Genomic DNA, 14,991 nt, shown 5'->3' on the forward strand with positions numbered 1-14,991 from the left:
AGCGCTACGGAAGTAGTGACCAACCGGCGCGCACCCTGTGATCAGCAAGACGTGATGCATGCCGTAGTGCTACGTGCCGCAGCACCTATGGAGCATCAGCTTTCGCTGTCGTCCACCTGGATAAGACCACGCAGCGAATTGCTCATCGCCTCGGTGATCAATACATCGACAAAGTGCCCGATCAGGCGTGGGTTGCCGGGGAAATTCACCGGGCGCATGTTCTCGCTCTTGCCGGTCAATTCGTTCGGATCGCGCCGCGACGGGCCTTCCACCAGCACCCGTTGCACGCTGCCGACCATGGACTGCGAAATGCGCGTGGCATGCGCGTTGATCTGCGCCTGCAAACGCGCAAGCCGCGTCTGTTTGACCGCTTCCGGCGTGTCGTCCTGCAGGTCCGAGGCCGGCGTGCCGGGACGCCGCGAATACACGAACGAGAAACTCTGGTCGAAGCCCACGTCCTCGATCAACTTCATGGTCTTTTCGAAATCCGCTTCGGTCTCGCCGGGAAAGCCAACGATGAAGTCCGAGCTGATCGAAATATCCGGACGCACCGCGCGTAGCTTGCGGATCTTGGATTTGAATTCCAGCGCGGTGTAGCCGCGCTTCATCGCCGACAGGATGCGGTCGCTGCCGGCCTGCACCGGCAGATGCAGATAATTGGCCAGCTGCGGCACGTCGCGGTACGCATCCACCAGCGAGTCGGAAAATTCCAGCGGATGCGAGGTGGTGAAACGGATACGGCCGATGCCCTCGATCTGCGCGATGGTGCGGATCAACAAGCCCAGATCCGCGTATTGCGCCGCTTCGCCGGCATCGGCGCCGTACGCGCCGCGATACGCATTGACGTTCTGGCCGAGCAGGTTGATCTCGCGCACGCCTTGCGCGGCCAGTTGCGCCACCTCCACCAGCACGTCCTCGAACGGGCGGCTGACTTCTTCGCCACGGGTGTAGGGCACCACGCAGAACGAGCAGTACTTGGAGCAGCCTTCCATGATCGACACGAATGCCGACGGGCCGTCGGCGCGCGGCTCGGGCAGGCGATCGAACTTCTCGATTTCCGGAAAGCTGATGTCCACCTGCGACTTGCCCGATTCGCGCCGCGCGCGGATCAGCTCCGGCAGGCGATGCAGGGTCTGCGGGCCGAACACCAGATCCACGTAGGGCGCGCGCTTGACGATGGCCTCGCCTTCCTGCGAGGCCACGCAGCCGCCCACGCCGATGATCACCGGCTTGCCGCCGGCCTTCAGCGCCTTCCAGCGGCCGAGCTGGCTGAACACCTTTTCCTGCGCCTTCTCGCGGATGGAGCAGGTGTTGACCAGCACCACGTCGGCGTCTTCGGGGTTGTCGGTCAGCTCCAGGCCTTCGGAGTCGGCGAGCACGTCGGCCATCTTGGCCGAGTCGTACTCGTTCATCTGGCACCCGTGGGTCTTGATGTAGAGCTTGCCGCGCACCACGGCAGGCGCCGACGGGCAGGCCACCGGCAGCGGCAACAGGGCGGGTGCGTCCACGGCGGTGGCCGCGGACTGATCGGAAACGGATGTCCCGGGCATGGCGCTTATTCCAGGCGGGTAGAAGATAGCCGCGCAGTTTACCCGCTTGCGCCGGGTCCGTCCGCTTGGTCAGGCCTTGGCGTTGGTGGCCTCGGCGCGCGCGAACGCCGGCCGGTCGGCCATGCGGGCGATGTAGGCACGGGTGCCGGCAGGCGGGTCGATCAGGCCGAAATCGACCATCCAGCCCAGCGCGCCGCCCCACAGCACATCGGCCGCGCTGCAGCGCTGGCCCAGGAGATAGTCGCCCTTGGCCAGCTGCGCATCGATCACCTGCAGTACCGTGTCGCAATCGGCGTAGGGCGACATCGAGCGCGGCGGAGCCTCGCGTTTCATCGCACGGTCGATGATCGCCGGCTCGAATGCCGAGCCGTAGAAGGCCAGCCAGCGCAGGTAGGCGCCGCGATCGGCATCGCCCGGTGCCGGCGACAGACCGGCCTCCGGATACAACTCGGCCAGATACTGGTAGATCGCGCCTTGTTCGGTGACCACGCTGTCGCCGTGCCGGATTGCGGGAATCTTGCCCATCGGGTTGATCGCCAGGTACGCGGGCGCGAGTTGCTCGCCTTTTTCCAGATCGACGATCTGCAGGTCGTAACTGGCGCCGAGCTCTTCCAGCAGCACCAGCACGCCGCGCGAACGCGAGCGGGGATTGTGAAACAGGGTGATATGGCGGTTGTCGGGCATTGCAGGTTCCTTGGTGGATGCGGCAGGCGTAGAGACGAAGTGCCAGCGCAATCCTATCCAGCTATTGCGGACAGTTTCCGTCCGCAATACGGTAATGCGATGGCCTCGACCGCTGCCCGCTTGTTGCGTCTGCTTGCGCTGCTGCAGGGCGGCCGCAGTTGGTCGGGCGTGGCGCTGGCCGAGCGCCTGGAACTGCATCCGCGCAGCGTGCGGCGCGCGATCGAGCGCCTGCGCGAACTGGGCTACCCGGTGCATGCCGTGCCCGGCGCCGGTGGCGGCTACCGGCTGGGGCAGGGTGCAGCCGCCCTGCCGCTGTTGTTTGAAGAGGACGAGGCGCTGACGGTGGCGATCGCACTGCGCGCAGCGGCTCCGGCGATACGCGGCATGGATGTGGCGGCGGCGCGGGTGCTGCGCAAGCTCGATCCGCTGTTGCCGCGACGCAGCGGCCAGCGTGCCAGTGCGGCGCATGCGGCCACCGCCAGTCTGCCGGTTACCGAGGAGGCGGGTGCCCCAGTGGATGCGGCGCTGCTGGCGCAGCTGGCCGGCGCCTGCCGCGACCGGGTCACGCTGCGGCTTGACTATCGCCGTCACTCCGGCGCGTCGCTCGCGCGCTGCGTCGAGCCGGCCTTGCTGGTGAACTACGGGCGGCGCTGGTATCTGCTGGCCTGGGACTGCGAGCGCCAGGACTGGCGCACCTTGCGCGCCGACCGGATCGACCGGGCCAATGCGACCGGCGCGCAGTTCGCCGCGCGCGCATTGCCGGAGGAGCCACTGCAACTCCTGCGCAAGGCGATCGGCGAGTCGCCGTTCCCGTGCCGGGCCCGGGTACGCCTGCACGGCACGCTGGAGGCTCTCGCCGCACGCATCCCGCCCTGGCTGGGCGCGCTGGAAGCCGACGGGCCGGCGCATTGCTGGCTGGGCCTGGGCGCGCCGAGCATGTCGGCGCTGGCCGCCAACCTGCTGCTGCTCGACCTGCCGTTCGATGCGATCTCCCCGGAGACCGTGCGCGCGCCCCTGACCCAGGCGCTGAACACGTTGCGGACGCGGCTGGAGCCACTGGCCGGATAATCGCGGCGGCCACTTGGCAAGCCCGGGCCAAGCTGGGACACTCCGCCGCATGAAGGGGATGTCAAGATTGCTGGGGCTGTTAGCTGTCACGTTGTCGGCCGCGCCGGTCAGCGCCGGCACCTTGTACAAGTGTGTCAGCGGCGACGGGATCACCAGCTACCTGAGCAAGCGCCAGAGTGGCGCGACCTGCAGCGTCATCAGCAGCTATACCCCGGACCGATCCGCACGCCGCGCGCCACCGGCCATGGCTCGCCCGGCGCAGGGCATGGCCGCCGGCCCTGCGCGCGCCAGCACCTCGATCGACAGTGGCGCGCCGGCCACCATCATCAGTCAGCCGGTTGGCCAGGCGCCACGTCGCGCCGCCGAGGTCGCCTCGGCGGTGATGCCGCGCGCGCTGCCGGTGTCGGAGACCTCGGTCGTGCAGGCGCCTGCCACCGCGGTCAATCCGCGCCGGGTGGTAAGCGGACAGGTCTATTCGTATATGAAGGACGGCGTGCGTCACTACACCAGTGCGCGCCCGCGTCAGGTCGCCAGCATCGAAGGCCTGCGCACCATCCATTACAGCTTCATCGAAACCTGTTACGCCTGCGCGGCCAAGCCCGGCGTCAATTTCGGCGCGATCCGGCTCAACACCAACGCCTATCAGCAGGAAATCACCGAGGCCGCGCGCGAGTTCGGGGTCGAGGAAGCGATCGTGCGCGCCATCATCCATGCCGAGTCGGCCTACAACCCGCTGGCACTGAGTCGTGCCGGCGCGCAGGGGCTGATGCAGTTGATGCCCGGCACCGCGCGCCGCTTCGGGGTCAGCGATGCCTATGATGCAACGCAAAATATTCGCGGTGGCGTGCAGTATCTTTCGTGGTTGCTGAAGCGCTTCAACGGCGATCTCACGCTCGCCGCTGCCGGCTACAACGCGGGCGAGGGCGCGGTGGATCGCTATGGTGGCGTGCCGCCCTACAGCGAGACCCAGCGCTACGTCCAACGCGTCGGCCTGCTGGCCGGACGCTATCGTGGGCAGACAACCGCTGCCAACTGAGCTGCGTGCCTTGCGCCTATTTGCGCGCGCTGCGGCCTGCTTTGACAGTCACGTGCCGAGGCAGATGGCATGCGGCTACCACTCCGCAGAGGCGGCCACTACGCCGGCGCGATGCTGCAGCCCGCGTGCAGCATGCTTGCAACTGACGCCGATCTTTTTGTCGGCACTGCGTCACAGCGGTCCGCGCTGGGTGAGGCTGGCGCATGATGCGGTCGACACGCGCAAGCAGCCGGTGTTTGCACTGCGACGGTTCGACTGCGTACATTGCGTTGTCTGTGCATTAAGCGTTCCGCTACACTGCGGTCGATTCATCGCGGCTGGACCCCCCGCCAGCCGTTGGCAGCCTCACGCTACCTAATCAAGATCGGAGAGCCGGATGGCCAACGATGGGGTTAACGCACCTGCTGATACCGGGCGTCGTCGGTTCCTGACCGCGACAACGGCCGTGGTCGGTGCGGTCGGAGCAGGATTTGTCGCGGTTCCGTTCGTGAAGTCGTGGAATCCCAGCGCACGCGCCAAGTTGGCCGGTGCCCCGGTGACCGCCGACATCAGCGCCTTGCAGGAAGGGCAACGCCTGGTTCTGGAATGGCGCGGCCAGCCCATCTGGATCGTCAAGCGCTCCAAGGCGATGCTCGACGCACTGCCTTCGCTGGATGACCGGCTCAAGGATCCCAAGTCCGAGAACAAGGACCAGCAGCCGGACTACGTACTGAAGAACCCCGAGTACCGCTCGATCAAGTCCGACATCTCGGTACTGGTCGGGCTGTGCACGCATCTGGGCTGCTCGCCGGAAATGGTCGCCGAAATCCGCCCCGAGCCCTACGACCCGCAGTGGAAAGGCGGCTATTTCTGCCCCTGCCACAAGTCGCGCTTCGACATGTCCGGCCGCGTCTTCGACGGCGTGCCGGCGCCGATCAATCTGCTGGTGCCCCCACACCACTACGTGGACGACAACACCCTGGTGATCGGCGTCGATCCCGATGGTGCCGGTAGGTCGGCCAACAGCACGGGGGCTGCCTGATGAGCAATATCCTGGTCCGTACCGCCAACGGTGTGTTCGATTGGGTCAACGAACGCGCGCCCGGGCTGATGCCCATGTACCGCAAGCACGTCAGCGAGTACTACGCGCCGAAGAACTTCAACCTTTGGTACTACTTCGGCTCGCTGGCCATCGTGGTGCTGGTCAACCAGATCGTCACCGGCATCTTCCTGACGATGCACTACAAGACCAGCGCCGCCGATGCGTTCGCCTCGATCGAATACATCATGCGCGACGTGGAGTGGGGCTGGCTGATCCGCTACATGCACAGCACCGGCGCCTCGCTGTTCTTCATCGTGGTGTATCTGCACATGTTCCGCGGGCTGATGTACGGCAGCTACCAGAAGCCGCGCGAGCTGGTGTGGATTCTCGGCATGCTGATCTACCTGGTGCTGATGGCCGAAGCCTTCATGGGCTATGTGCTGCCGTGGGGGCAGATGTCGTTCTGGGGCGCGAAGGTGATCATCTCCCTGTTCGGTGCCATCCCCGTGATCGGCAACGGGCTGACCGAATGGATCATGGGCGACTATCTGCCCGGCGATGCCACGCTCAACCGCTTCTTCGCGCTGCACGTGATCGCACTTCCATTGGTGCTGTTGTTGCTGATCGTGCTGCACATCGGCGCGCTGCACGAAGTGGGCTCCAACAATCCCGATGGCGTGGAGATCAAGAAGGGTCCGAAGGGCAACCGCTGGGACGCGCACAAGCCGGCCGACGGCATCCCGTTCCATCCGTACTACACGGTCAAGGATCTGGTCGGGGTTGGCTTTTTGCTATTGATCGCAGCCTTCATCATCTTCTTCGCGCCGGCGTTCGGCGGCCTGTTCCTGGAGCACGACAACTTCACCGAGGCCAATCGCCTGGTGACCCCGGAGCACATCAAGCCGGTCTGGTACTACACGCCGTATTACGCAATGTTGCGGGTGGTCCCCAACAAGCTCGGTGGCGTGCTGGTGATGTTCTCGGCGATCGCGATCCTGTTCCTGGTGCCGTGGCTGGATCGGGCCAAGGTGCGCTCGATCCGCTACCGTGGCTGGATCTCCAAGGTCGCGCTCGGCGTGCTGGTGGTGTGCTTCGTCTGGCTGGGCGTGATCGGCTCCGGTCCTGGCACCGACGCACACGAAACCTATGTCGGGCGCGTGCTGACCTTCCTGTACTTCGCCTTCTTCATCACCATGCCGGTGTGGACGCGGCTGGACAAGACCAAGCCGGTGCCCGAGCGAGTGACCACCCATGACTAATTCCAACGTGAAGTCATGGACGTTGCGCGTGGTCGCCCTGCTGTGCGGGCTGACCCTGGCCGCAGGGGCGCTGGCAGCCGAAGGCGGGAAGGTGCAGCAGGCCGGCAACGACCTGAGCGACCGTGCCTCGCTGCAGCGTGGCGCGCAGTTGTTCATGAACTACTGCTCCGGCTGCCATTCGCTGAAGTATCTGCGCTATTCGCGCATGGCCAGCGATCTGGGCTTGAGCGAAGCGGAGGTCATGGCCAACCTCAACTTCACCGGCGCCAAGATCGGCGAGCACATCGAAGGCACCATGCCGCACGATGCCGCAGCCAAGTGGTTTGGCAAGGCGCCGCCGGATCTGACCTTGATCGCACGCGTGCGTGGCACCGACTGGGTCTATACCTATCTCAAATCGTTCTATCTGGATCAGACCCGCCCCCTGGGCTGGAACAATCAGCTGTTTCCGAATGCCTCCATGCCCAACCCGCTGTGGGAGCTGCAAGGCCTGCAGCAGGCGCAGTTCGGCCCGCCCGACAAGGCGACCGGCGACAAGCCGGTGCAGGCGCTCAAACTCGGTCAGCCAGGGCGACAGACACCGGTCGAGTTCGATCAGACGGTGCGCGATATCGCCAACTTCCTCGAGTACGCGGGCGAACCAGCTGCCCTGAAGCGACAGAGCATGGGAGTGTGGGTGATCCTGTTCCTGGCCTTGCTTACCTTCATGGCCTATCTGCTGAAGAAGGAATACTGGAAAGACGTGCACTGACCGGTCTGCAGGCTGGTCATCGGCTGCAAGAGCGCACCGACCCGGCATGCGAACCGTGTGTCGCCTGCGGCGCAGCGATCGCTTGGCCTCAACCCTTGCGCTCAGCTCTATGCACAGAGGCCGGCGAGGTCTGCACTTCAGGCGACGTGCCTGCATCGGGGTGCGACAGACAGTCACCAGAGCCTGTTCGAGATAGCCGATGACGCTGCGAGCGCGTGTCAAAACGTCAGCGCCGCGTCAGCCTGTACTCGGAGGCCAACCGGATGCCGTTGCCATCTGTTGGGACTGGCCATTGGGCACCAGCCGTACCCGATATCGTGCACCAGCAATCGTCCGGCTGCGACGCGCGCGTGTGACCCGAAGCTGCATCTCGACGCAACAACCGGTCTGTCCGGGCATCAATCAGCCCTATCACTCTTGGCTTTTGCGTGACGTGATTGCACACTCGAAGGACCGTGGTGACGGTCGGCGTTGGGCCGGCCGCGCCGATGCGGCCGGCGGATTCCGGTCGTCGGAGAGCCTTGAATGGCGACGAGTGTGCGTATGCGGAATACCTTGACTTTGTTTTCGTCCAACGACGACGTGTTGTGCCACCGGGTCCGTCTGGTCCTGGCGGCGAAAGGGGTGACCTACGACCTGGTGCCGGTCGACCCGCAAAACCCCCCGGAAGATCTGATCGATCTCAATCCCTATCATTCGGTTCCGACCCTGGTCGAACGCGACCTGGTGTTGTACGCCGCATCGGTGGTCAGCGAATACCTGGACGAGCGCTATCCGCATCCGCCGTTGATGCCGGTCGATCCGCTCTCGCGCGCACGCCTGCGTCTGGCAATGCTGCGGATCGAACACGACTGGGTGCCACAGGTGCAGGCCATCCAGCTTGGCAACAAGACCCAGGCCGAGGCCGGCCGCAAGCGTTTGAAAGAACTGCTGACCGCGTCGGTGCCCCTGTTCAAAGCCAGCAAGTTCTTCCTCAATCCGGAAATGAGTCTGGCCGATTGCGCGATGGCGCCGATCATCTGGCGACTGGACGCGTTGGAGATCGGTCTGCCCAAGGATGGCAAGGCGATCGAAGACTACGGCAACCGGATCTTCCGCAATCCCGGCTTCATCCGCAGCCTGACCGATCAGGAAAAGAAACTGCGCGACCTGCCGGGCTGATGCGACGGCTGTATGCCAACAGACCGACGCCCCATCGCGCAGCCGCCGCTGCGGGCCGTGTGCGGGTAAAATGACGTCATGAGCGAAGATTTCCCCCGCATGACCAGCCATCGCCCGTACCTGCTGCGGGCCTTGGTCGAATGGATCAACGACAACGGCATGACGCCGCACGTTCTGGTGGACGCTGGGCTGCCCGGCGTGCAGGTGCCTGCCAGTGCCATCAAGGACGGCCGCGTGGTCCTGAACATCGCCGAGCGCGCGGTGGTCGGGCTGCAGGTCGACAACGACAGCGTGCAGTTCACCGCACGCTTTGGCGGCGTTAGCTATCCGGTGATGGTGCCGATGGCCGCCGTCCTGGCGGTGTATGCACGCGAAACCGGGCAGGGCATGGCCTTGCCGGACGATATCCCCGGCACCAGTACCGAGCCGCCGGATCCTGGCGCACCGCCGCCGCCGAGCGCGTCCACGCCTGACGATCCGCCGAGCGCGGGCAAGCGTCCGCATCTGCGCGTGGTCAAGTAACTGCACAAGCGGACGCGTACTGCGCGTCCGTCCGGTGTTGGCGTGTAGGTGCGCCGGGTGCACGGCACGTGCATTTTTCCACCACAACAGGCCGTTGCATGTGCTGCATCGGCGTGGTGGATGCGCGGCATCGACGCTGGCCTCCGGTCGCACGGCACTGCATGCAGGTCAGGTGCCTGCAGACGCACACATCGATCCAGTCGCGGTCAGTTCAGGCGCTGATGGTCCGGGCTCAACGGCGTCACCGTGGCCACCTGCGGTCCGGTGAAGGCGATCAATTGATCGCCGCGCAGCACCAGGCGGCCGCTATGGCGGTCGATGCCATCGTGGGAATACTCGAACCGGAAGGTCCGCTCGAAGCCCAGCCAGCCATTGGGCTTGCGGCAGATGCGGATGTTGGTGGAATGCACGCTCTGATCCAGCCATTGCACATCGGCGGCGCGGCAGGCATTGCGGCCGAGGATATCGGCACGTTCGGCCGCCGCGCGCGAGGAGTTCCAGAACGCGTACAGCGCGGCGCCGGCAATCATGAAGAGAATAAGGCTGGGCATGGCGCCAATGTGCCATGGCCTGCGGCCGATCGACAATCGTCACGCCGGGCCGCAGCGTTGCGTTGATGGCTGGTGAGTGGTGCGCTGATGCGCCGGCCAGCCTCCGCCGCTCGTGCAGCAGCCACTCGCCGTACCGCCAATGGCTGTCACCACGTCGCGCGCGCCCACCGGCGCGCCGGATGCGCCCGGCTTGGCCGCTGTGCAGTCAGGCCGGCAGTCGCTTTAACCATTCACCGCCAATCCCGCGGTTGGCTTGTGTCGGGCGTAGCGCAACCCCATCCACTGGACTTGGCCCCGTTGAATCCATACGCCGCTCCTGGCCTGGCATCGCGGCCTGCGGCATCGCCTATGCATCCTGTCCTGAAGCAGTTCCATCCTGTCGTGGCTGCGTGGTTTGCGCAGACCTTCGCTGCGCCCACACCGGCGCAGATTGCCGCGTGGCCTGCGATCCAGGCCGGACGCCACACGCTGGTGGCCGCGCCGACCGGATCGGGCAAGACGCTGACTGCGTTCTTCGCGGCCATCGATGGCTTGATCCGCGATGGCCTGGCCAGCGGCGGCATGTTGCCGGACGAAACCCGTGTGGTGTACGTCTCGCCGCTGAAGGCGCTGTCCAACGACATCCACCTCAATCTGGATGCGCCGTTGCAGGGCATCCGCACGGCCCTGGTCGCGAACGGCTTGCCAGACGTTGCGGTGCGCGCGGCGGTGCGCACCGGCGACACCCCGCAGCGTGAGCGGGCACAGGCGCGCCGCACGCCGCCGCACATCCTGGTGACCACGCCGGAGTCTCTGTACGTGCTGCTGGGCTCTGCGTCCGGGCGCAACGCGCTGCGGCATGTGCGCACCGTCATCGTCGATGAGATCCATGCGGTGGCAGCGGACAAACGCGGCAGTCATCTGGCGCTGACCCTGGAGCGATTGCAGCGGCTGGCCGAGCGCCCGATCACGCGCGTCGGGCTGTCGGCCACGCAGAAGCCGATCGAGACCGTGGCGCAGTTCCTGGTCGGGGCGGGCGATGCCGGCCGGCCGCCACATTGCGAGATCGTCGATATCGGCTATACCCGCAGGCGCGATCTGGCACTGGCCTTGCCGCCGACGCCGCTGAGCGTGGTGATGTCCAACGATCAGTGGCTGCAGGTGTATGCCGATGTCGCCACGCTCGCGCAGCAGCACCGCACCACGTTGGTGTTCGTCAACACCCGGCGCATGGCCGAGCGCGCTGCACGCCATCTTGGCGATCTGCTCGGCAAGCAGAGCGTCGCCGCGCACCACGGCAGCCTCTCGCGCGAAACGCGTCTGCTGGCCGAGCAGCGACTCAAGGCCGGCGACCTCACTGTGCTGGTGGCCACCGCATCGCTGGAACTCGGCCTGGATATCGGCGATGTGGACCTGGTCTGCCAGCTCGGTTCGCCGCGTTCGATCGCCACCTTCCTGCAGCGTGCCGGACGTTCCGGGCATGCGGTCGGCGGCACGCCGAAGGCGCGCTTGTTTCCGCAGACCCGCGACGAGCTGGTCGAATGCGCCGCCTTGCTGGACAGCGTGCGCCGCGGTGAGCTGGACGCCTTGCGTATTCCGCTGGCGCCGATCGATGTGCTTGCACAACAGATCGTGGCCGAGGCCGCGTGCGAGGACTGGGACGAAGACGCGCTGTTCGCCTTGGTGCGTCGCGCCTGGCCGTTCGCGCAGCTGAGCCGCGCGAGCTTCGATGACGTGGTGCGCATGTTGTGCGACGGCTTCAGCACACGGCTCGGGCCGCGTGCAGGCTACCTGCATCGCGATGCGGTACATCGGCGCCTGCATGCGCGCCGCGGCGCACGCATGACTGCGCTGACCTCCGGCGGCACCATTCCCGAAACCGGCGACTACAGCGTGGTGCTGGAGCCGCAGGCCGAAAAGATCGGCACGGTGAACGAGGATTTTGCGGTCGAAAGTCTTACCGGCGACGTGTTTCAGCTCGGCAATGCCAGCTACCGCATCCTGCGCGTGGATGCCGGGCGGGTGCGCGTGGAAGACGCCAAGGGCGCGCCGCCGAACATCCCGTTCTGGTTGGGCGAGGCGCCCGGCCGCAGCGACGAATTGTCGGCGGCGGTGTCGCGTCTGCGCGGCGAGATTGCGGCGCGGCTGGACAGCCCGCCCCATCAGGCCGCCTGCGACTGGCTGCACACCGTGCTGGATCTTTCGGTGGAAGCGGCACGCCAGCTGGTCGATTATCTCGCCCATGCCTGCACCGCGCTGGGCGCGATGCCCACCCAGCAATGCCTGGTGATGGAGCGCTTCTTCGATGCCAGCGGCGGCACCCAGCTGGTGATCCACTCGCCCTACGGCAGCCGCATCAACCGCGCCTGGGGGCTGGCGTTGCGCAAGCGCTTCTGCCGCACCTTCAACTTCGAACTGCAGGCCGCCGCGACCGAGGATGCGATCGTGTTGTCGCTGTCCACCAGTCATAGTTTTGCCCTGGCGGAGGTGGCCCGCTATCTGCATTCGTCATCGGCCGAGCAGGTATTGATCCAGGCCTTGCTGGATGCGCCGCTGTTCGGCGTGCGCTGGCGCTGGAATGCGACCAATGCGATGGCGCTGCCGCGCTTTGCCGGTGGCAACAAGGTCGCGCCGCAACTGCAACGGATGAAATCGGAGGATCTGCTGGCGACCGTGTTCCCCGATCAGGTCGCCTGTGCGGAGAATCTGGTCGGCGAGCGCGAGGTGCCGGACCATCCGTTGGTGGCGCAGACGCTGGAAGACTGCCTGCATCAGTCCATGGACAGCCAGGGCTGGCTGCAGGTGCTGCGTGGGCTGGAATCGGGGGCGATCACGTTGGTGGCGCGCGATCTGGCGACACCGTCGCCGCTGGCGGCCGAAGCCTTGAATGCGCGGCCGTATGCATTCCTGGACGACGCACCGCTGGAAGAGCGCCGCACCCAGGCCGTGCAAAGCCGTCGCTACACCCCGCAGAGCAGCGACGACCTGGGGCAGCTCGATCCCGAGGCCATCGCCTCGGTGCGCGAGCAGGCCTGGCCGCAGCCGCGCGATGCCGAAGAAATGCACGAAGCATTGGTCGGGCTCGGCGTGCTTCCCGTCGGCGAAGCGAGCGACGCGCAATGGCAGGCCTGGCTGGCTGCGCTCGCAGGCGATGGGCGTGCCAGTTGTCTTGCGTTCGACGGTGCGCCCGCGCTGTGGATCAGTGCCGAGCGCATCGACTGGTTTGTGCCGCTGTATCCGCACGCCGTTGCGCTACCCCCGCTACGGGCGCCGGCAGATTGCCGCGTTGCCGACTGGCAGCGCGAGTGGGCCGTGCGCGAGCTGCTGCGCGGTCGCCTGTCTGCGGTCGGTCCGGCGCAGGTGCCGGCCCTGGCCGGCGCATTGCGCCTACCAGAGGCCGAGATCGTGCTTGCCCTGGCCGCCATGCAGCGCGAGGGCTATGTCATGGCCGGCCACTTCAGCGCGCAGGCGCCGTCGGAAGAGTGGTGCGAACGCCATCTGTTGGCGCGCATCCATCGCTACACCTTGGGACGGTTGCGCCGCGAGATCGAGCCGGTGGCGCAACGCGATTACGCGCGGTTCCTGTTCGAATGGCAGCACCTCGACAGCGCCAGCCGGGTGGCAGGGCCGGACGCATTGGCCGGCGTGGTCGGGCAGCTGGAAGGCTTCGAGGCGCCTGCCGTGCTGTGGGAGAGCGAGCTGCTGCCGGCCCGCGTGCGCGATTATCAACCGGCCTGGCTGGACGAGCTGTGCACCGCCGGGCGCACCGTGTGGGCACGGCTGCGGCCCGGTGGTGGCCGCAGTGGCGCCGCGCTGCGCGGCACACCGATCGTGTTGCTGCCGCGTCGCGAGGCGCAGCGCTGGAGCAGCCTGGCACGCGATGCCGACGACGCGCCATTGGGTTCGCGCGCGCAACGGGTGTCGGAGGTCCTGCAGCAACAAGGCGCCTTGTTCTTCGACGAGATTGCCGATGCGGCCCGCCTGATGAACACCGAACTGGAAGATGCCCTGAGCGAACTGGTGATGCGCGGGCGCGCGCATTGCGACAGTTATGCCGGGCTGCGCGCACTGCTGGTGCCGGCTTCCAAGCGGCCCTCGGCGCTGTCGCGCCACCGGCGCCGCGCCAGTGCGCTGGGCATTCGCGATGCCGGACGCTGGGCGCCGGTGCGCGCGCTGCCGGAACTGCCGCTGGCCGAAGCCGGCGAGCGCCACCAGGACATGCTCGAACATGTGGCGCACACCCTGTTGCGTCGCTACGGCGTGGTCTGTTGGCGGCTGCTGGAGCGCGAGGCGGCGTGGTTGCCACCGTGGCGCGAATTGCTGCGCATGTATCAACGCCTGGAAGCGCGCGGTGAGATCCGTGGCGGGCGTTTCATCGCCGGGCTGTCCGGCGAGCAGTTTGCGTTGCCGGATGCGATCGCGGCCCTACGCCGCGTGCGTGCGCAAGCCTTGCCGCAGCAGTGGGTGTGCGTGAGTGCGAGCGACCCCAGCAATCTGTTGGGCAGCGTCCTGCCGGGTGAGCGTGTCGCGCGCGTGCCAGGCAATCGCGTGGCATATCTCGATGGCCTGCCGATGGCGGTGTGGGTGGCAGATCGCTTCCAGCCGCTGCAGGAACTGAGCAGCGAGCAGGCCGAGCAGGCCTTGCGCCTGCTGCAGCGTGGGCCGGGCGCCGCCGAGCAGACGCCGATGGAGCGATGGCTGGCTCAGTCGCCCGGCAGCACCGCGCGCGTGCCGGCCGCACGCGGAAGCGGGCGTGACAGATAGCGGCTATCGGGAACGACCCAGCGCCATGGCGCATCCATCGCCTTGCGGATTCCGATGCGCGGCGTTGCCCGCGGCTCGGGTGGCGGCGGCAGGCCGTCGTCCTCGATCCACAGGCGTGCGCTTGCGTCGGTCAGGTCCAGCCCGTTGTCCGTCGCGCTCACCCCGAATGCCTGGGCCAGGCGACCGGGACCGGTGGTCAAGGTTCTAAGTGGGGCGGCGTTGCGCGCGGCCTGCATGGAGGCGATTCCGGCCAGCGGTTCGAGCGCACGGATCAGTACGGCGTGCCCGGGCGCACCGCCGCACACCGCGTTGATCGCCCAATGCATGCCGTAGATGAAATACACATACAGATGCCCCGGCGCGCCGAACATCACCTGCGTGCGTGGGGTCATGCCGCGAAACGAATGCGCGGCGGGATCTTCGCTGCCGCAATACGCCTCGACCTCGGTGATGCGGCCGCGGCGTCCGTCTGCGCTGACCAATAGCTTGTTGAGCAAGCGCGGCGCGACCTGGCGGGCATCGTGTGCATAGAAGTTGCGTGGGAGCGGCTGTGGCGACATACGCCAAGCCTAACGGCGCAGTCGTGATGTCGCTGCGGACTGAACCGGACAACGGCGAAGCTAAGGGTAGGGATTTTCCGACTGC

At 66.5% G+C, this 14,991-nt stretch carries 12 protein-coding genes; 8 read left to right on the forward strand and 4 right to left on the reverse strand.

What is annotated here, in order from left to right:
* Nucleotides 1-95 precede the first annotated feature (95 nt).
* Together miaB and FHT08_RS06630 are read right to left on the reverse strand one after the other, a co-directional pair.
* A complete protein-coding gene (miaB, locus tag FHT08_RS06625) occupies nt 96-1,550 on the reverse strand; it encodes a tRNA (N6-isopentenyl adenosine(37)-C2)-methylthiotransferase MiaB (RefSeq protein ID WP_166774618.1) in 1,455 nt (484 codons plus the stop codon).
* A gap of 69 nt (nt 1,551-1,619) precedes the next feature.
* Complete coding sequence (locus tag FHT08_RS06630) at nt 1,620-2,234, reverse strand: glutathione S-transferase family protein (protein WP_104537083.1); 615 nt, start codon at nt 2,232-2,234, stop codon at nt 1,620-1,622.
* A 99-nt stretch (nt 2,235-2,333) separates the two neighbouring features.
* Here FHT08_RS06630 and FHT08_RS06635 point away from each other — a divergent pair, with 99 nt between their 5' ends.
* From FHT08_RS06635 to FHT08_RS06665, 7 genes are all read left to right on the forward strand, one after another.
* A complete protein-coding gene (locus tag FHT08_RS06635; protein WP_166774619.1) occupies nt 2,334-3,302 on the forward strand; it encodes a WYL domain-containing protein in 969 nt (322 codons plus the stop codon).
* Between the two features lie 49 nt (nt 3,303-3,351).
* Nucleotides 3,352-4,338: a lytic transglycosylase domain-containing protein gene (locus FHT08_RS06640; RefSeq protein WP_166774620.1), complete on the forward strand. Its 987-nt coding sequence runs from the start codon at nt 3,352-3,354 to the stop codon at nt 4,336-4,338.
* A gap of 376 nt (nt 4,339-4,714) precedes the next feature.
* Nucleotides 4,715-5,359 (forward strand): ubiquinol-cytochrome c reductase iron-sulfur subunit, encoded by a 645-nt coding sequence (gene petA / locus FHT08_RS06645; RefSeq protein ID WP_104537089.1) that lies wholly within the window; start codon nt 4,715-4,717, stop codon nt 5,357-5,359.
* Nucleotides 5,359-6,618, forward strand: coding sequence for a cytochrome bc complex cytochrome b subunit (locus tag FHT08_RS06650; protein ID WP_024939276.1), 1,260 nt, complete (start codon nt 5,359-5,361; stop codon nt 6,616-6,618). The genes petA and FHT08_RS06650 overlap by 1 nt, the downstream gene beginning before the upstream one ends.
* Nucleotides 6,611-7,369, forward strand: coding sequence for a cytochrome c1 (locus tag FHT08_RS06655; protein ID WP_208408836.1), 759 nt, complete (start codon nt 6,611-6,613; stop codon nt 7,367-7,369). The genes FHT08_RS06650 and FHT08_RS06655 overlap by 8 nt, the downstream gene beginning before the upstream one ends.
* A gap of 525 nt (nt 7,370-7,894) precedes the next feature.
* Complete coding sequence (locus FHT08_RS06660; RefSeq protein ID WP_024939278.1) at nt 7,895-8,530, forward strand: glutathione S-transferase N-terminal domain-containing protein; 636 nt, start codon at nt 7,895-7,897, stop codon at nt 8,528-8,530.
* A gap of 78 nt (nt 8,531-8,608) precedes the next feature.
* On the forward strand, nt 8,609-9,052 hold the full coding sequence (locus tag FHT08_RS06665; protein ID WP_104537093.1) for a ClpXP protease specificity-enhancing factor: 444 nt from the start codon (nt 8,609-8,611) through the stop codon (nt 9,050-9,052).
* 206 nt (nt 9,053-9,258) lie between these two features.
* Here the strand turns inward: FHT08_RS06665 and FHT08_RS06670 are convergent, their stop codons facing one another.
* Nucleotides 9,259-9,639: a DUF3301 domain-containing protein gene (locus FHT08_RS06670; protein WP_047125211.1), complete on the reverse strand. Its 381-nt coding sequence runs from the start codon at nt 9,637-9,639 to the stop codon at nt 9,259-9,261.
* A gap of 312 nt (nt 9,640-9,951) precedes the next feature.
* Between FHT08_RS06670 and FHT08_RS06675 the strand changes: the two genes are divergently transcribed.
* On the forward strand, nt 9,952-14,346 hold the full coding sequence (locus tag FHT08_RS06675) for a DEAD/DEAH box helicase (protein WP_166774621.1): 4,395 nt from the start codon (nt 9,952-9,954) through the stop codon (nt 14,344-14,346).
* Here FHT08_RS06675 and FHT08_RS06680 read toward each other — a convergent pair.
* Entirely contained in the window at nt 14,286-14,906 is a 621-nt protein-coding gene (locus FHT08_RS06680) for a DNA-3-methyladenine glycosylase (protein ID WP_166774622.1), read from the reverse strand. The genes FHT08_RS06675 and FHT08_RS06680 overlap by 61 nt on opposite strands.
* Nucleotides 14,907-14,991 lie beyond the last annotated feature (85 nt).

The organism is Xanthomonas sp. CFBP 8151, assembly GCF_011761885.1.
Lineage (GTDB): Bacteria > Pseudomonadota > Gammaproteobacteria > Xanthomonadales > Xanthomonadaceae > Xanthomonas > Xanthomonas arboricola_B.